Source organism: Bacillus sp. HSf4, assembly GCF_029537375.1.
GTDB classification, from domain to species: Bacteria; Bacillota; Bacilli; order Bacillales; family Bacillaceae; genus Bacillus; species Bacillus sonorensis_A.
In genome coordinates this window covers 3,151,655-3,169,371 of record NZ_CP120679.1, presented here as the reverse complement: position 1 = coordinate 3,169,371, position 17,717 = coordinate 3,151,655, and the positions used below count along the sequence as shown (strand labels likewise).

At 47.4% G+C, this 17,717-nt stretch carries 17 protein-coding genes; 12 read left to right on the top strand and 5 right to left on the bottom strand.

Annotated features, from left to right (window positions below):
* Window positions 1-109: 109 nt before the first annotated feature.
* Complete coding sequence (locus P3X63_RS16320) at window positions 110-331, bottom strand: DeoR family transcriptional regulator (RefSeq protein WP_003184500.1); 222 nt, start codon at window positions 329-331, stop codon at window positions 110-112.
* 273 nt (window positions 332-604) lie between these two features.
* Between P3X63_RS16320 and P3X63_RS16315 the strand changes: the two genes are divergently transcribed.
* Both P3X63_RS16315 and P3X63_RS16310 read left to right on the top strand, forming a co-directional pair.
* A complete protein-coding gene (locus tag P3X63_RS16315; RefSeq protein WP_372708973.1) occupies window positions 605-1,312 on the top strand; it encodes an ABC transporter ATP-binding protein in 708 nt (235 codons plus the stop codon).
* Complete coding sequence (locus P3X63_RS16310; RefSeq protein WP_277691494.1) at window positions 1,309-2,478, top strand: ABC transporter permease; 1,170 nt, start codon at window positions 1,309-1,311, stop codon at window positions 2,476-2,478. Before P3X63_RS16315 ends, P3X63_RS16310 begins: the two co-directional genes overlap by 4 nt.
* Window positions 2,479-2,541: 63 nt before the next feature.
* Here the strand turns inward: P3X63_RS16310 and P3X63_RS16305 are convergent, their stop codons facing one another.
* The gene (locus tag P3X63_RS16305; RefSeq protein ID WP_026588310.1) at window positions 2,542-3,849 is read right to left on the bottom strand and encodes an NCS2 family permease; all 1,308 of its coding nucleotides are present in this window, start codon (window positions 3,847-3,849) and stop codon (window positions 2,542-2,544) included.
* Window positions 3,850-3,956: 107 nt separating this feature from the next.
* On the opposite strand from P3X63_RS16305, the gene pepV reads away from it, so the two are divergent.
* Entirely contained in the window at window positions 3,957-5,348 is a 1,392-nt protein-coding gene (pepV, locus tag P3X63_RS16300) for a dipeptidase PepV (protein ID WP_077736189.1), read from the top strand.
* A gap of 173 nt (window positions 5,349-5,521) precedes the next feature.
* Window positions 5,522-6,685 carry an MFS transporter gene (locus P3X63_RS16295; protein ID WP_026588308.1) on the top strand — a complete coding sequence of 388 codons (1,164 nt, stop codon included), beginning with the start codon at window positions 5,522-5,524 and terminating at the stop codon, window positions 6,683-6,685.
* A gap of 130 nt (window positions 6,686-6,815) precedes the next feature.
* Here the strand turns inward: P3X63_RS16295 and cysK are convergent, their stop codons facing one another.
* Window positions 6,816-7,754, bottom strand: coding sequence for a cysteine synthase A (gene cysK / locus P3X63_RS16290; RefSeq protein ID WP_077736190.1), 939 nt, complete (start codon window positions 7,752-7,754; stop codon window positions 6,816-6,818).
* 136 nt (window positions 7,755-7,890) lie between these two features.
* Here cysK and thpR point away from each other — a divergent pair, with 136 nt between their 5' ends.
* From thpR to P3X63_RS16265, 5 genes are all read left to right on the top strand, one after another.
* A complete protein-coding gene (gene thpR / locus P3X63_RS16285; protein ID WP_077736191.1) occupies window positions 7,891-8,496 on the top strand; it encodes an RNA 2',3'-cyclic phosphodiesterase in 606 nt (201 codons plus the stop codon).
* Window positions 8,480-9,424 (top strand): hypothetical protein, encoded by a 945-nt coding sequence (locus P3X63_RS16280; RefSeq protein ID WP_077736192.1) that lies wholly within the window; start codon window positions 8,480-8,482, stop codon window positions 9,422-9,424. Before thpR ends, P3X63_RS16280 begins: the two co-directional genes overlap by 17 nt.
* Window positions 9,425-9,465: 41 nt before the next feature.
* Complete coding sequence (locus P3X63_RS16275; RefSeq protein ID WP_026588304.1) at window positions 9,466-10,386, top strand: YegS/Rv2252/BmrU family lipid kinase; 921 nt, start codon at window positions 9,466-9,468, stop codon at window positions 10,384-10,386.
* A 26-nt stretch (window positions 10,387-10,412) separates the two neighbouring features.
* On the top strand, window positions 10,413-12,545 hold the full coding sequence (gene pulA, locus P3X63_RS16270; RefSeq protein WP_277691488.1) for a type I pullulanase: 2,133 nt from the start codon (window positions 10,413-10,415) through the stop codon (window positions 12,543-12,545).
* Between the two features lie 188 nt (window positions 12,546-12,733).
* Complete coding sequence (locus tag P3X63_RS16265; protein ID WP_026588302.1) at window positions 12,734-13,537, top strand: phosphotransferase family protein; 804 nt, start codon at window positions 12,734-12,736, stop codon at window positions 13,535-13,537.
* Here the strand turns inward: P3X63_RS16265 and P3X63_RS16260 are convergent.
* Window positions 13,532-13,810 carry a YtzH-like family protein gene (locus P3X63_RS16260; RefSeq protein WP_026588301.1) on the bottom strand — a complete coding sequence of 93 codons (279 nt, stop codon included), beginning with the start codon at window positions 13,808-13,810 and terminating at the stop codon, window positions 13,532-13,534. The genes P3X63_RS16265 and P3X63_RS16260 overlap by 6 nt on opposite strands.
* Window positions 13,811-13,991: 181 nt before the next feature.
* On the opposite strand from P3X63_RS16260, the gene trmB reads away from it, so the two are divergent.
* From trmB to P3X63_RS16245, 3 genes are all read left to right on the top strand, one after another.
* Window positions 13,992-14,633: a tRNA (guanosine(46)-N7)-methyltransferase TrmB gene (gene trmB / locus P3X63_RS16255; protein WP_277691483.1), complete on the top strand. Its 642-nt coding sequence runs from the start codon at window positions 13,992-13,994 to the stop codon at window positions 14,631-14,633.
* Window positions 14,634-14,699: 66 nt separating this feature from the next.
* The gene (locus P3X63_RS16250; RefSeq protein ID WP_077736194.1) at window positions 14,700-15,545 is read left to right on the top strand and encodes a YtnP family quorum-quenching lactonase; all 846 of its coding nucleotides are present in this window, start codon (window positions 14,700-14,702) and stop codon (window positions 15,543-15,545) included.
* A 59-nt stretch (window positions 15,546-15,604) separates the two neighbouring features.
* On the top strand, window positions 15,605-17,320 hold the full coding sequence (locus tag P3X63_RS16245) for an NAD-dependent malic enzyme (protein ID WP_372708979.1): 1,716 nt from the start codon (window positions 15,605-15,607) through the stop codon (window positions 17,318-17,320).
* 28 nt (window positions 17,321-17,348) lie between these two features.
* On the opposite strand, the gene P3X63_RS16240 is transcribed toward P3X63_RS16245, so the two are convergent.
* Window positions 17,349-17,663, bottom strand: coding sequence for a hypothetical protein (locus tag P3X63_RS16240; RefSeq protein WP_026588297.1), 315 nt, complete (start codon window positions 17,661-17,663; stop codon window positions 17,349-17,351).
* Between the last annotated feature and the right edge of the window lie 54 nt (window positions 17,664-17,717).

Below are 17,717 nucleotides of genomic sequence, written 5' to 3'. Positions count from 1 at the left end.
TATGAAAAGCAGTGGAGCATCAAACGTACTTGACGTTTGGTGCTTTTTGTATGTTTAATGGTTGTCTTATATGATATTTTGCGTTAATGTTCTATTTTTCAGAATATTTCTACGAGGAGATTTTTACTTTTTTTCTTGTTGTTTCCCATTTGCCTCTGCTGGGGCTATGAACTAAATCGTTGTATGCCAACACATTCAGATCACGCTGGATTGTTCTCGGTGTAGTGCCAAATTCATCAACCAGTTCCTGGGTTGTAACGAGTCCTTTTTCTTGAATGAACATGTAGACTGATTTGATCCTGGTTAGCATTCGGTTTGTTGAAGGTTTCAAACAACCACTCCCTATCGTATGATCGAATGGACTTGACTACCACAACTTACGACTCCAAAATGCAGCATGGACGATTTGTGATCACTTTCCCTGAAAATGATCAATAAATATTATACACGATGATCTAGACAAATATCCAGCAAAAAACCCGTTCCAAATTCATGAAAAAAACGAAAAACGCGGGGAAATCCCCATACACCAACGTTCATTTTAATAAAAAAAACAAACTTTTTCCTGATTGATACGTAATAAAAAACAGAGGTGGTGAATTCGGTGAAGCTTTCAGTACATATTGAACAAGCAGGATATGAAGAGGAGAAACCGACGATTGAAAACATTGCATTTACTGTTGGAGCAGGCGAGCTTGTCGGCTTAATCGGTCCGAACGGGGCGGGAAAAAGCACGACGATCAAAACGATTCTCGGTTTAACTAGGCATGTGACCGGCGAGATAAACTGGAATGAAACACCAAAATATGCATACATACCAGAGCAGCCAAGCTTTTATGATGAATTGACCCTTTGGGAGCACATCACAGCTTTAGGGACTTTTTTACAGGAGGACGAGTCTGTTTTTTATCGCAGAGCCAATCGGCTCATGGAGCAATTTTCATTGGAGCATGCCGTTCATGAGTATCCGGGTACATTTTCAAAAGGGATGCAGCAAAAGCTGATGCTCATCCATGCTTTTCTGATGAAGCCCGATTTATATATTATTGACGAACCGTTTATCGGACTTGATCCGATCGCAAACCGGCTTTTTTTGGATATGCTGAAAGAAGAGCAACAGCGGGGAGCGGGGATTCTCCTGTGCACACATGTTCTCGATACCGCGGAAAAAATCTGCGACCGCTTTTTGCTGCTTACAAACGGCAGCTTGGTGATGCAGGGAACGCTTGAAGAGCTCCGAATGAAGACCGGCTTGCCGGAAGGATCGCTGCTCGATTGTTTTTATGAGGCGGTAAAGGGTGGAGCCCTATGAATGGACAATCACTGTTTCGAAGCAGGCTCAAGGCGGATTATCGGTATCAGCTCCGCGTCCTGAACCTGGTGATTGACTGGACGGTTTGGCTGTATATCGTTTTGCCCGGTATCGCGATTTTAGTCTATCAGTATATCAAATGGGTGAATGGCGGAGCTGTGACGCAGCATGAATGGCATGCGGGGATGGTTTTACTGATCCCGGCGCTTTTTACGCTGTTTGGATCGGTGCGGACGTTTCTGATGGAAGCGGATCAGCTGTATCTTTTACAGAAAAAAACCGTCATTTTTGAGATGAAAGTATGCGGGTTTGTTTATTGCCTGTCGCTTCAGCTTTGCAAATGGCTGTTGTTAATCGCGGTTTGTGCTCCTGTTTACATCAATAAGTTGCAGATGGATCTGTCAGTTTGTATCGCTGTTTTCTTTTTCTATCTCTGTATCAATCTGTTCATGATTAGTTTAAAACAGCTGCACCTCAAAAGGCCGCCCCGCTTGAAATACCGGCTATTGCATGCGGGAGAGGTGCTGCTCGTTTTGATCTGCGCTTCGTTCGCCGTTCTATCCGCTTCTATGTATGTGCTTATAGGGGTCGCACTGGTGCTGGCTGTGGCGGCGGTGTACAGCATCATGGCTTCGCTTAAGGATCTGTTTCTTTTTTACGATCAAGTTGATGCTGAGACGAAGCACAAGCTGAAGCTGGCTGCATTTTTCTTATCTTTTAACCAGGATGGCACCATCCCCAAGCCCGGGAAAACAACGAGGGCGAAAAAGCCGAGGCTGTTTTTTAGAAAGTCTCAGCCCCTTTTTCAAACGCGAACGGTGCAAAATGGCTGCCGGGAAGTGTTTTTCAAAGTGATGCTGCGCCATCCCGATTATAAAAGACAGCTCATTCGACTGATCAGCATTTTTACGGCGCTGATTCTGTTAGGGCCGGTCTGGCTGAAAGCGATAGCCCTTTTGATTTTTGCCGCCGCTTACCGAAATCTGGTGGCCATCCAGTTTGACAAGGTGATGGAACGCTCTTATTTATTGGGGGCGGATCATGACAGCACCGCTTATCGTGAAGCAAGGCGCAGCTGTATCAATTGGCTGTTTTTCCCGGGGCTCATCTGGTGCTGTGTCAACCTGGCCGTCAGCCTATTGTTCAAAGCTCCGTCTTCTTTTTAAGATGGGATGCATTGTCGTCCAGGAGATATAAAACCCCCGTTTGTAAAAACGGGGGTTCGCAGTTTAATGTCCTTCTAAAAAGAAGAGGTGTATGAAAAATAGAATCGCAAACACTAAGACAAGCGGATGGATGTCACGCCATTTTCCTTTTGCCGCTTTAACAATTGGGTATGAGATAAATCCAAGCGAGATGCCTGTTGCGATGCTGGATGTCAGTGGCATTGCCAAGATGACGAGAAAAGCCGGGAATGCTTCATCAAGCTCTTTCCAGCGGATGTTTGTGACAGCTCCGATCATCATGCTTCCGACAATGATCAATGCCGGGGACGTAATGGCGGCAATGCCTGAGACGGCGCTGACAAGCGGACTGAAAAACAGTGCCGCACCAAAGAGGACGGCGACTGTCAACGATGTAAGCCCCGTTCTTCCGCCTGCGGCAACTCCAGCCGATGACTCGATATAGGCGGTTGTCGGGCTTGTCCCGAACATGGCGCCGATCGTCGTCGCTGTTGAATCGGCAAGCAGCGCTTTTCTCGCGTTCGGCAGCTTGCCTTTTTTCATCAGCCCCGCCTGTTCGGCAACACCGATCATCGTCCCTGTCGTATCAAAAATCGTTACCAAGAGAAAAGAGAAGACAACCGAGTAGAGGCCGTAATGGATGACATCGCCGAAGGCGGCGAAAGGGTTTGTGACAATCAGTTTTTCCGGCAGATGGGGCAGTGACAGAACCCCTTGGGCAAAGCTCAGCTGCCCGGTGAAAAAGGCGATCAGCCCGGTCAACACCATCCCGAAAAACAGGGCTCCGTTTACATTCATGACCATCAGGATGACGGAAAAAGCGAGTCCGATCAATGTTAGGATCACTTCAGGGGAGCGCAAGTCGCCGAGTCCGACTAAATTCGCTTTGTTTGCCGTAATAATACCCGCTCCTCTTAAGCCGACAAACGCGATGAACAGGCCGATTCCCGCTGTAATGCCGTATTTTAAATTGGCCGGGATGGCTTCGATCAGTTGTTTTCTAAGCGGTGTTAGCGATAAGATAATAAAGAGAATACCCGCTGTGAAGACAGCGCTGAATGCCGTCTGATACGAAATCTCGCCATTTGATGAGCCGACGACTGAAACCGCAAAATAGGCGTTGAGCCCCATGCCCGGCGCAATCGCGATCGGAAAGTTTGCGGCCAGCGCCATCCAAAGCGTTCCGACGACTGCGGCAATAATCGTAGCGGTGAACACCTGGTCAAAAGGGACACCTGTGCCTGAGAGAATGCCGGGATTGACGACGACGATATAAACCATCGTAAAAAATGTTGTAAGGCCGGCAAGTATTTCTTTTTTAACAGTGGTTTGGTTTTCTTTTATGTTAAACATCATTTCCTCCAATAACGAACATTGTAACAAAACAATATCTATATTATTCGTTATCAGCTGGTTTTGCAAGTGTTTCAGGTTAATCTTTTAAAAGAAAGGGCGAAAATATGAACTGGGAACAAGAAGTATCAAAAAGAAAGAATGAGATTGTCCGGGATATTCAAAATTTCTTGAAAATCAACAGCGTCCTTGATGAAGCGACGGCAAGCCCTGAAAAGCCGTTCGGAGAAGGAATCCATCAATGCTTGACAACGCTTTTGGAAAAAGGTGAAGAAAACGGCTTCACGGTGAAAAATCTTGATGGGTATGCAGGTCATATTGAATGGGGGGAAGGAGACGACATCATTGGAGTGCTGTGTCATATCGATGTCGTCCCCCCTGGAGACGGATGGACGAGTGACCCGTTTGCCGCCGACATCAGAGATGGACGGATATACGCAAGGGGAGCGCTCGATGACAAAGGACCGACAATGGCCGCGTTTCACGCGCTGAAAATCGTCAAAGAAATGAATCTGCCTTTATCAAAGCGGGTCAGAATCATTATTGGAACGGATGAAGAAAGCGATTGGAGATGTGTGGAACATTATTTTAAACATGAAGACATGCCTTCAGCCGGTTTTGCGCCTGATGCTGATTTTCCGATCATTTATGCTGAAAAAGGACTGATTGATGCGGCTTTGAAAATAAAATGTCCCGCGGCTGATCCAGGAGCTGATCTGGTTCTGAAGTCATTCGGATCAGGCCGCCGCTTAAACATGGTGCCTGATGATGCAGAAGCTGTTCTGGCCGGGCCGATCACAAGCGATTTTGAAGAATCTTTCACCTCTTTCGTCAAGGAAAAACATGCCGATGGACGGCTGCTTAAGGAAGGTGATACGGCAGTTTTAAAGGTGCACGGCAAATCAGCCCACGCGATGGAACCCGATAACGGGGTCAACGCAGGTCTTGTTTTGGCAGAGTTTTTACATACACAGGCGCTTGATGGAGCCGGCCTCCATTTTGTCGAAACGGTCACCAATGCTTTCGCTGGTGACACGAGAGGGAAAAAGATCGGGATTGCCGCAACCGATCAGATCAGCGGAGATTTGACATTAAATGTCGGCCGGCTGTCTTATGCAAATGGCAAAGGCGGCGAGATCGGCATCAATATCCGCTATCCGGTAACAGGGGAGAGCGGCTGTGTGAAAAACGCGCTTGAGAGCATGCCAGGGACGGAGCTTGTCAGCTTTAAAGACAGCAAGCCCCACTATGTGCCAAAAGATCATGAGTTGATTCAAACGCTTCAGCGCGTTTATGAGGAGCAGACAGGAAAGAAAGCGGAATTAATCTCGATCGGCGGTGCGACATACGCCAGGTCCTTACAAGCCGGAGTCGCGTTCGGACCGCTTTTCCCGGGCCGGCCTGACGTCGCCCACCAAAAGGACGAATACATGGAAGTGGATGATCTGTTGCAGTCAGTTTCCCTTTATGCCCAGGCGATATACGAACTGGCAAAATAAATGGATGTTTTCCCGTCCGGCCGCAAAACCGATCGCACAACATCTGACATGAAACGGACATCATTTAGGCCGCTCATTATTGGAGCGGCCTTTTTAAATAAAGGATTGCTGGATTTGGAAATAAGACATATAGTTAAGGTGGAATGAAGCTCTTTAAGAGGGAGAGTTTACATATGAACAAACGGTTTTATTCTTTTTATTTTTTGTTCTTTTTTGGCTATGGGGCGTTTTATCCGCTTTTGTCCGTTTATTTGAAAGATGCCGTCCATTTGTCCGGCGGCCAAATCGGCTTGATCATGTCGATCAGCCCCGTCGTGATGATTTTCATCCAGCCTGTTTGGGGATTGATGAGCGATCTGACGAGGAGACCGACCGCATTGCTGACGACTGCATTATTGTTGACCGCATTGTTCACACTGCTATTTTCCCTGTCCGCATCTTATGAGGTCTTGATCGTGGCGATGATTTTCCTGGCTGCATGTCAGAGCGCTGTCGTTCCGCTTTCAGACAGCATTGCACTCGGCTTTTCTGAAAAGTCCGGGGTCCCCTACGGATCAATCCGGCTGTGGGGGGCGCTCGGTTTTGCGGGAGCCGTTTTCTTTATGGGCAATCTGGCTGAAACCTTTCATCTGGCACTCATTTTTTATACGTATGTTGTTTTTTTAATCTTGTCGGCTTTCTTTTCTGCAAGGCTCCCAAAAGAAAATAAAGCGATGAACATCAGTTTGAGGGCCGGAATCAAAGAACTCTTTAAGCTGAAGAAGTATTTTCTGTTTTTGACGGCAGCTTTTTTTATGATGGGCCCTACTTTAGCCCATAATATTTATTTCGGAATCTATATTCAGGAAATCGGCGGAACGCTCGCGGGAGTGGGGATCGCTTTTTTAATTGCGGCGGGCAGTGAAGCCCCTTTCATGAAAGCAGCAAGCCGTTTGATTCAGCGGTTTGGGATTGAAAAAGTTTTGATGTTTGCCATTCTCATCTCCTCGCTCCGCTGGATATTCTATTATGCTGCGCCTTCGCTGCCGCTCGTATATGCGACATGCATCGTGCAGGGATTTTCCGTCGGCTTGTTCATTCCCGCTGCCCTGCAGTATGTCAGAAAGATTGCGCCGGATCATTTAGGCGCGACGGCGATCAGTTTATATACAGCCGTCGGAAACGGTTTGGGGAACTGGTTTTGCACATTTATGGGCGGGCTCATCTATGAGCGTTCTTCCGCGCTTTATGTTTACTTGTTCTTTGGCATATTATCCACGCTGTCTTTTTTGCTGATCGCAGGCATGTATATCCTGTCGAAGAAAGCTGCCGCCGTACAATCATCGGTTTCCTCCTAATAAAAAAGCTTGATTTCTGATCAGAAATCAAGCTTTCAGTGTGGCGGCAAACCCCTGCCTTCGTTGGCAGTTCTGTGCTGGTGAAAGCCCGCTCCGATTCTCGGCCTTCCTAGACTGCGAGAGTTTTTACTCAAGCTTCAGAAAAAGAAAATAGATCGCTCGATAAGTAGCGTTCTCCGGTGTCGGCTGTCATGCAGACGACAATTTTTCCCGGCGGCAGTTTTTTTGCGGTTTCAACGGCAGCGAAGCAGGCAGCTCCTGAAGAAGGTCCGACGAGAATTCCTTCTTCACGCGCCAATCTGCGCGTCATCTCATAAGCTTCTTCATCCGTAATTTTTAATATTTCGTCATAGACATCCTCATTTAAAATATTCGGAATGAAGCCGGGGCTTGTCCCGACGAGTTTGTGCTTGCCCGGTTTGCCTCCTGACAAAACAGGGGAGCCGGCCGGCTCTGCCACATGAACGGTAATGTCCGGGAACAGCTCTTTCAGGGTTTCACCCGTTCCGGTTATCGTTCCGCCCGTCCCCGCAGTTGCTACAAAAGCCGCAAGCGGTTTGCCGATTTCTTCTATTGCCCGGGCAATTTCCAAAGCTGTTGTTTTTCTGTGCGCATCAGGGTTGGCTTTATTGTCAAACTGCATCGGTATAAAGCTTCCGGGGATCTCTTCTGCAAGCTCCTGCGCTTTTTTGATGCTCCCCGGCATTCTTTCGTCCCCTGGAGTCAGAACGACCTCCGCGCCATAGGCTTTTAAAAGGTTGATCCGTTCTTTCGTCATCGTATCAGGCATAACAAGAATCGCTTTGTAGCCTCTCGCGGCCGCATTCATAGCCAGCCCGATCCCCGTGTTTCCGCTTGTCGGCTCAATGATTGTAGAGCCTGGTTTGAGAAGGCCTCTTTCTTCTGCATCAAGAATCATTTGATAAGCGGCCCGGTCTTTCACACTGCCGCTTGGATTAAAGGATTCAAGCTTTACATAAACTTGCGCCGCGTGTTCAGGCTGCACCCGGTTTAATTTGACGAGCGGCGTATCCCCGATTAATTCCGCGATGTTCTGCACATCTTTCACATTGGGCACCCTTTCTAGAAAACATTCTTTTTCAATATCCTATCATAAGGCATTGAAAAGTGAAAAATGGAGAGGTTATAAGTCCCTTTGTTTTTTGTTAAAATGTAAAGAAGATCAATGGAAGGAAGTCATACATATGCCAGCAAAACCGCATTATTTTATCGGAATCCCTTTTCCGGCTGAGCTTGCAGAGCCGTTACATCAAACGATCAGCGGCCGTCCGGAACTTTCTTTTCATAGATGGGTGCATCCTTTAGATTATCATTTTACCCTCGTCTTTCTCGGACCAGCGGGTAAGGAGCAGCTTTCCGCGCTGGAGAAGAAGCTTGCGCTTATTTCTGATGAAACGCCTCCTTTTGCGCTCTGTTTAAAACAGCTCGGGACCTTTGGAAAACCGTCAGAGCCGAGGATTCTTCATGTAGAACCGGAGCATTCCGCCCCCCTTTTTCAGCTGAGGGAACGCGTCAAGCAAGCCGCGGCTGCTGCCGGTTTTGACATTGAGAAACGGCCTTTCCACCCGCATATGACTGTCGCCAGGAAGTGGAAAGGCTCCGCTCCGTTTAGCGGGTGCCTGGAGCCGCTTGAAGGCGGGATTTCATTCACTGCCCGGCAGTGCACCCTTTTTCAGACTCATTTAGACAGGCTTCCCAAATATGAACATAAAGCCGTTTTTCTGTTCGGCAACGGGGAGCAAATCAGAAAGCAGGATTCGGAGATGAACAGCGATGGCACAGATTGTTAAAATTCAGGATTGCATTTCAAGATATGAGCAAGACCCTTATCACTATATGAATCAGTTTATCCGCTTAAAAAAGCAGCGCTGGCAGTCGCTGAAAGAAATGGCGGAAAAAAAAGAGGAAGGATTTTTCCGCGGTGAAAGTATTCCTTCAGAAAACGATGGCAGCCGAAAAAAGAGAACATTTTCATTAAAAAGAAAAAAAGAATTATCCGATATTAATAATGGAAAAGAAGCCGTTGATCAATGGTTTAACGGTTTGGAAGAGGAAATGGATGGGGATCTGATCGCCAGAATTCCCGCCGGTGAAAAAGAGCTGGCTGCTTTTTTTAAAGAGCGCCTTTATCAATTTCAATTAAAATGGGCGAGCTCGACGATTTCAGACATATCAGGCCTTTCCCGGGAAATAAAAAGCGATAAAATTCTGCAAATTTTGGCGCAGCAGCTGCCGGATTCGTATTTTATTATGTATCATCCGGTTTTGCAGGTCAGCCAGGCGGCGGCTGAGTTGAGCATCATCATCCTGACGCCGCTTGAAATCTATTGTTTGGCATTTCTTGAAGGTGATAAAGAAAGCGCCTTTATCGGTTCCAAAGACCGTTTTTGGAAGGAGAAAACCGTCAGAGGCAAGGAAAGGTCTGTTCTCAATCCGACCACCGAACTTCTCAGAACAGGTTCGATCCTTTCACAGCTCTTAAAAGGATCGGATATCGAACTGCCGGTGCGCAAATTCATCATCAGCAGAACATCATATATCGATTATCCCGAACCTCCCTACGGGATCGAGATTTATGACCGAAGACAATGGAGTGACTGGCTGGCGAAGCAGCAGAAAAACTTTGCCCCGATCAAAAGCCGGCAGCTGAAAGCTGCGAAAATTTTGCTGTCTTACGGAGTGTCGGAATCGAAGCGGAGAAAGGAATGGCTGGATTAATTCCCGTTTTATTTCATATTATGAAGATGGAGAATAGAATCATGAGTGAATGGTATATCATCATCAATCCGAAAGCCGGAAACTCAGCGGCTCTCAGAGTATGGAAATCATTGCAGAAAGAACTCCAAAAAGCAAACATATCGTATCGCTCGTTTTTGACTCAGCATCAGGGACATGCCGAAGTGCTGGCGAGGCAAATATCGACGATACAGGATGACAGACTGAAACGTCTGCTCGTCATCGGCGGCGACGGCACCATTCACGAAGTCTTGAACGGATTGGTCAGCCTGGGAGATATTCAGCTGAGCGTCATACCCGCAGGCTCGGCAAATGACTTTAAGCGCGGATTTTCTGTTAAAAAATCGGACGTATTCAAGGGAATGAAACGGGGCGGACACTCGCTGACCCGCACTTATGCGCTCGGCGGTTTCCGGACAAAAGATAGTGTACATGAACTTTACTTTGTCAATCATCTCAGTTTAGGTTTTGACGCCTGTTTTCTCAAGAAAATGTCTGATATGCCGAAGTGGACGTTCTTTTTCCGGCTGAATCACCTGATTCAGCCGCTGTTGTTCTTAGCCACCGCTTTTACGTTCAAACCGTTTGTCCTGTCCTATGAAAGCGGTGCTGAACAACGGACGTTTAAAAAAATCTGGTTTGCATCTGTTTCCAATCACCCATACTACGGCGGAGGAATGAAGATTGCGCCAAACGCAAATCCTCGGGAGGAGCAGTTGGATGTGATGATCATTGAAGATCTCCCGGCGCTGAAAAAAGCCGGGCTGTTGTTTGCGATGATGTTTGGCAAACATATCGGAAAAAAAGGGGTCACCTCGTTTAAAACGAAAGACATCTATTTTCATACCAATGAGAGAGTGCTTTTCCAAGCGGACGGAGAATTGATCGGTTCAACACCTGTTTTTGTGAAAACCGGGACGGAATCTCTCCGCTTAAAAGCATAAATCCTCCGGATGAAGGAGAGACTGTGATGCTGAATATCAGCCGCCCTTTTGAAGCTTATCTGGATGAGATGCGCACAATCACCGTATTGGTTTCGCGAAACCGGACTGATTGCTTTGGCCCGCCTTTCCTGCTTGAAGATGAACAGGGAAAGGAGAGCGGGCTTTTGATAAAGGAAACGCGAGAACTGAAAGAGCACCGCAAATATGTGCTGGAAAGCGAAGGACCCGTTCCTTTGGGGCGGGTCCATAAAGTCCGCTGCCGAGGAAGCGAATGGACGGATCTGCAGATCGGAGCCGTCATCAGAACGGCGGAATTTGATCAAGCTTTTTTTTACGAAGGCACACTGGGCGCCATTTATTCCAGAGAACGGACCATATTCAGAGTGTGGGCGCCGAGTGCCTCCGCAGCTATGCTTGAACTCCAAAGCCCCGATGGAACGCAAAAAACGGTGCTTCAAATGGTCCGAAAACATAAAGGTGTTTATGAAATCACCGTCGATGGCGATATGAACGGCTGGATGTATATGTATCACATTTATGTCAATCGAGAACGGTTTAGGACGGCCGATCCGTATGCAAAGGCCGTGACGGCCAACGGTGAAAAAGGAGTTGTCCTTGATCCCGACGAGTTAAAAGTCGAAAAGCACGATCCTCAAGCTTTTCAAAGTCCGTGTGATGCCGTTATTTATGAAGCGCATATCCGCGATTTCTCGATTCATGATGAGAGCGGCATGCAGTATAAGGGGAAATATTTAGCGTTAACAGAAGAACATACCGAAACGGCCGGCGGTTTCTCAACAGGGGTATCCTATTTGCAAGAACTCGGGATCACCCATGTCGAATTCCTCCCTTTCAACGACTTTGCCGGGGTTGACGAGCTTGATCCGGGGACATCATATAATTGGGGTTACAATCCCCTCCATTTTAACGTGCCTGAAGGAAGCTATTCCCTTGATCCTCAAGGTCCGAAAAAGCGGATCATCGAGCTCAAAACCGCGATCCAGGCGCTGCACAAAAACGGGCTGAACGTCATCATGGATGCCGTATACAACCATGTTTACAAGAGGGAGGATTCCCCTTTTGAAAGAACGGTTCCGGGGTATTTTTTCCGTCACGATGAATTCGGCTTTCCCGCTGACGGAACGGGTGTGGGAAATGACATCGCCTCAGAGCGGCTGATGGCTAGGAAATTTATACTCGACTCCATCCGCTTCTGGCTGGAAGACTATGATGTCGACGGGATTCGCTTTGATTTAATGGGCATCTTAGACATCGAAACGGTTCGCCGGATCAAACAGCTTGCCGAGCGTGTCAAACCGGGGGTGCTGCTGTTCGGTGAAGGCTGGGATTTGAACACGCCGCTTCCAGACGGACAAAAGGCAGCGCTCCACAATGCGGGGAATATGCCGGGGATCGGCTTTTTCAACGACCGATTCAGGGATGCCGTAAAGGGGAGCACGTTCCACCTTGAAGACCGCGGATTTGCGTTGGGAGATGTCCGGAAGAAAGCGGCGGTTCAGGATGGAATCGCCGGTTCCCCAGGCTTTTTATCGCCGCAACAGTCGATCAATTATGTCGAATCTCATGACAACCATACCTTTTGGGATAAGATGGCTTTCTGTTTGCAGGAAGATCAAAAGACCAAACGGCTCAGACAGCGGCTTTCCATCGCGATCGTCCTTCTGTCGCAAGGTGTCCCGTTTCTTCATAGCGGACAGGAGTTTTGCCGTACAAAGCAGGGGAATCAAAACAGCTACAGAGCAAGCGATCAGATCAATCGGCTCGATTGGAAAAAAAGAGCGGCGCTTCATGGGGATATAGAATATGTGCGAAAATTGATTGCCCTGCGGAAAGCCCATCCTGCTTTTCGCCTCCGAACACACGGAGAGGTCAAGAAACACCTTTCTTTTTTGGAAGAAACGAAAGAGGCGATCGCTTACAGGCTGTATCATATTGGAAAGATTGACGGCTGGAATGAAATCATTGTCGTCCACTGTCCATTTGCGAAACAGGAAGAGCTGAAGCTTCCGGATGAGAAAAGCTATTTGTTATACTGCGATCCTTTTACATTTTTTCAGGAGATGGTCCCGGTCAGCGGATGGCTTCAGCTGAACGGCATCGGTACGTATGTTCTTTACGAACCAAAAGGGATTTTTTAGTTTTGCTTGACGAAGTTTAGCGTATAGCGCTAAAATTTAAAAGACGGCTATTGTTTAGCACAAATGACTCTCAATAGCCGTCTTTTTATTTGAAAACAAAGAGACGATCAATACAGGCGGTTTGTCTCCCTTCAAGGGATGCAGATGCTTTTAAAATCTTTTAATGAAATGATGGGTTGAAAATCGATATGAACTGGTTGGGACAATTACTAGGTAGCGAATGGGAGATTTCCCCCGCAGGAGGAGCTACAGGAGACGCATATTATGCAGAACATAACGGACAACAGCTTTTTTTAAAGCGAAACAGCTCTCCTTTTTTGGCTGTCCTGTCCGCGGAAGGAATTGTTCCTAAGCTCGTTTGGACAAAACGAATGGAAAACGGGGATGTGATTACAGCACAGCACTGGCTCAAAGGCAGAGAGCTGAAACCGAAGGATATGAACAGTCAGGCGGTGGCTGAAATGCTTCGGAAAATCCACAGCTCCAAAGAGCTTTTAGACATGCTGAAAAGGCTTGGAAAACAGCCTTTCCAGCCAATCTCTGTGATCACTCAATTAAAGCAGTTTATCCAGGCCCGGCAATATCCAATTTCGCAGCTGGATCAAGCGCTTTTTTATCTGGAGCATCATCTGGAAGATGTGCAGTCCGGGGAAAAAGTCGTCTGCCACTGCGATGTCAATCATAATAATTGGCTTCTAACAGATCAGGATCAACTTTATTTAATCGATTGGGATGGAGCGATGATTGCGGACCCCGCGATCGATTTGGGGCCGCTTCTTTATCACTATGTTGAAGAGCAGGAATGGGAAAGCTGGCTTGAACGCTACGGCGCCTCTTTAACGGACAATCTTAAGCTAAGAATGGCGTGGTACGTCTTGGCAGAAGCTGCGATGAATACCGTCTGGCAAAAGGCGAAAGGAAATCAGGACGGCTTCAACCAGGGGCTTGAACAGCTGCATTTGCTGTTGCAGCGGCTCGCCAGATCTTCATGAAAGTGAGCCGATTTCTTCCACCCACTGAGTGAGGCGGTCTTGGTGCTCCAGGATGTGGTCGTTGAGCGAATTGGACGATCTTCCTCTCTGGCTGTACAGATAAATATCTTCAAGGACGCCTTTCAGATTGCCGTCCAGATTTGTGTTCGCCATTAAAGACTTGATGATCCGTTCCACCTGTTCGCATTCGGCAACAGTACCGGAGCAATCTGCTTGGTGGTCTGAGAGAATGTCTTTTAATAGATGAATTTGATTTTCTCGATTTAAGCCCATAATATTGGCACATCCCTTCATTCTAAAGGTATATGGTTTAAAATGTTCATAAAGTTTATTTTTATACATGAAGGACCCGAAGGCGATCGTCGGGTTCTTTTTGCTTTGAAAAGAGCTCTTGCGAGGCTCTTGTATTTCATGGTATGTTGTAAGACGATATAACAGATAGAGGTGTAAGTACATGCGAATGCGTCACAAGCCTTGGGCGGATGATTATTTGGCTGAAAACTCTCATATTGTCATCAGCGAACCGTCCCAATATAAAGGGAAATGGCATTCCGTTTTTGGGAATGACAATCCGATCCATATTGAAGTAGGAACCGGGAAAGGGCAGTTTATTTCAGGAATGGCCCGGCAGAACCCGGATGTCAATTATATCGGCATCGAATTATTTAAGAGCGTCATCGTCACCGCGGTAGATAAAGTAAAACAAGCTGAAGCGCCTAATGCAAGGCTGTTGAACATCAATGCCGATATGCTTTCAGATGTTTTTGCGGAAGGAGAAGTCGATCGCGTTTATTTGAACTTTTCTGATCCGTGGCCTAAAAAGCGCCATGAAAAGCGGCGCCTCACCAATCACGCGTTTTTGAAAAAGTATGAGCAGGTCCTCGGCGCAAAGGGAGCGATCCATTTTAAAACGGACAACCGCGGGCTATTTGAATATTCTCTATCAAGCTTCTCTCAATACGGACTCGTTTTGACGTTTGTCAGCCTTGATCTGCACCAGAGCGGCTTTGAAGGAAACGTCATGACCGAATATGAAGAAAAATTTGCCGCCAAAGGCCAGCCGATCTACAGAGTCGAAGCTGAATGGAGAGCATAAAAAAACAGACATTCCGTCTGTTTTTTTTATTTGTTTTTGCTACGATAAGATGTAGGAGGGATGATGATGGAAACTTTGAACATTGGAGATATCAAGCTGACATGGCTTAACGGCGGTGTGACACATATGGACGGGGGAGCCATGTTCGGCGTTGTCCCGAAGCCGCTTTGGTCGAAAAAATATGCCGTGAATGACCAAAATCAGATTGAGCTTAGAACAGATCCGATTCTTGTGGAGAAGGACGGGGACAGGCTGCTGATTGATTCGGGAATCGGCCGCGGAAAACTGACGGACAAACAAAAACGAAACTATGGTGTGACAGAGGAATCGTCAATTGACGAATCATTACAGACGATCGGGCTTTCAACAGCGGATATTGACGCTGTTCTCATGACACATCTTCATTTTGACCATGCCTGCGGATTGACGCGCTATGAGGGAGATGATCTTGTCTCCGTTTTCCCGAATGCTGCAATATATACATCCTCTATAGAATGGGAAGAAATGAAAAATCCGAATATCCGCTCCAAGAATACATATTGGAAAGAAAACTGGGAAGCGGTTCAGCATCAAGTGAAGACCTTTGAACAAAAACTTGAGGTTTTGGAAGGCATCACAATGCACCATACAGGCGGCCACAGCGACGGCCACTCTGTCATCACACTCGAAGATTCGGGGGAAATGGCTCTTCATATGGCGGATATCATGCCGACTCATGCCCACCGGAATCCTTTGTGGGTGCTCGCTTATGATGATTATCCGATGACATCGATCACCGCAAAACAAACATGGCAGAAAAAAGCCGCTGAACAACATGCATGGTACATTTTTTACCATGATGCCATTTACAGAGCTTTAAAATGGGATGAAAACGGCGATATCACGGAATCCGTGAAAAGAGAAAGACGATAAGCTTGCGCTTTTGGTGAATGGTTTGCCCGATTGATAAACATGCTATAGATAATGAACATGTGAAAGGAAGAAGACGGGTGAGCCAGACAAAAGGGAATGAACAAGTCATCGAAACACAATTAAGGGGATTTGAAGTCCTGTCAACCCCCTTCCTTAACAAAGGGGTTGCATTTACCGTCGAAGAAAGGAAAGCGCTGGGGCTGACGGGGCTTCTTCCGCCGAAGGTACTGACGCTTGAAGAGCAAGCGAAGCGGGCGTATCAGCAATTCCGTTCACAGCCTGATGACTTAAGCAAAAACGTCTATTTGACGGCGCTTCATGACCGGAATGAAGTTTTATTTTACAGGCTGCTGAATGATCATATGAAAGAAATGCTGCCGATCGTATATACCCCGACTGTCGGAACGGCGATCCAGCAGTACAGCCATGAATACAGAAAGCCGCGGGGCCTGTTTTTATCTGTCAATGACCCGGAAGGCATGAAAACGGCTTTTAAAAACATGGCGGCCAAAAAGGGGCATATTGAGTTGATTGTTGCAACAGATGCCGAAGGAATTCTCGGCATTGGGGACTGGGGTGTAGGAGGCATCGCCATTTCTATCGGAAAGCTTGCCGTATATACCGCGGCAGCCGGCATTGATCCAAGCAGGGTGCTGCCTGTGGTGATTGATGCCGGGACGAATCAGGAAAAGCTTCTCAATGATCCGCTGTATGTCGGAAACCAGCATTCTAGAATCAGGGGCGAGCGCTATGATTCCTTTATTGAACAGTATGTTCAGACTGCGACCGAGACTTTCCCGGGTGTCTTACTGCACTGGGAGGATTTCGGTACGCAAAACGCCCGCCGGATTTTAAAAACATATCAAGACAAGGTATGCACATTTAATGATGATATCCAAGGAACGGGCGCTGTCACGCTTGCAGCGGTGCTGGCGGCTGTCAAAATATCGAAAATGCCGCTGAAAGACCATAAAATCGTCATATTTGGAGCGGGTACCGCCGGTATCGGCAATGCCGAGCAGATTCGTGCCGCTTTATTGAAGGAAGGGATGTCAGAAGAAGAATCCTACCGCCGTTTTTGGTGTGTGGACCGGAACGGACTGCTGACGGACGACATGGACGATCTGCAGGAACTGCAAAAGCCGTATGCAAGGCCCGCCGAAGAGGTCAAGGGGTTTGAACGAAACGGACCGGGGCAAACGATTGATTTGGCTGAAGTTGTCAAAAAGGTTCAGCCTACAATTTTGATCGGTACTTCGACCGTATCTGGGGCATTCACCGAAGAAATTGTTAAAGAAATGGCGGCTCATGTCAAAAGGCCGGCGATATTTCCGATGTCTAATCCGACACCGCTGTCTGAGGCGAAGCCGATCGACCTGATCAAATGGACGGAAGGCCGGGCGCTTGTAGCCACCGGTAGCCCGTTTGATCCAGTGGAATATGACGGTACAGAATATGTCATCGGCCAGGCGAACAATGCTTTTGTTTTTCCGGGGCTGGGACTTGGCACACTTGTTGCAAAAGCACGGCGGATTACCGACAATATGTTTTACGCAAGCGCTGAAGCGATTGCGAATATGGTTGATACCGGCCGACCCGGTGCCGCGTTGCTTCCGCAGGTCGAGGAATTGCGGACGGTATCGGCAACCGTTGCAGCGGCGGTCATCAAAGCGGCCGTTCAGGACGGTGTGGCAGAAGAAGAGCCGAAAGATGTCATACAGGCTGTGCAGGACGCTATGTGGCATCCTGTCTATCGGCCGATTCGCGCTATATAAAAAGCTGCGGCCTTTTTGCCGCAGCTTTTTATGCCGCCGTGTCAATCACATCAACGATCATTCCTGTTTGAGCGTCAACCATGACTTCATATTGCTCAAGCTCTCCAAAAACGGAACGGGTAATGCCGGTTTTATACACCATGACGGTTTCTCCGTTTACGGTATATGACTCTGGAACGGTATATATCCATGAGCCGTCAATCGGTCCTCTCTGCTTAAATGCAGATTTGACAATGCGGAGCGCCTTTTCTGAAGAAATATAAGGCGTCATCACATATTGTTTGACAACGACGGCTGCGGCGATGCCGATTCCGGCTCCGAGAAGAAAATGGCGCAATTTCATAATTTTTGGCACCTCCAAAGCTTCTTTTTTCCATTATACAGAACATGTCCTTTG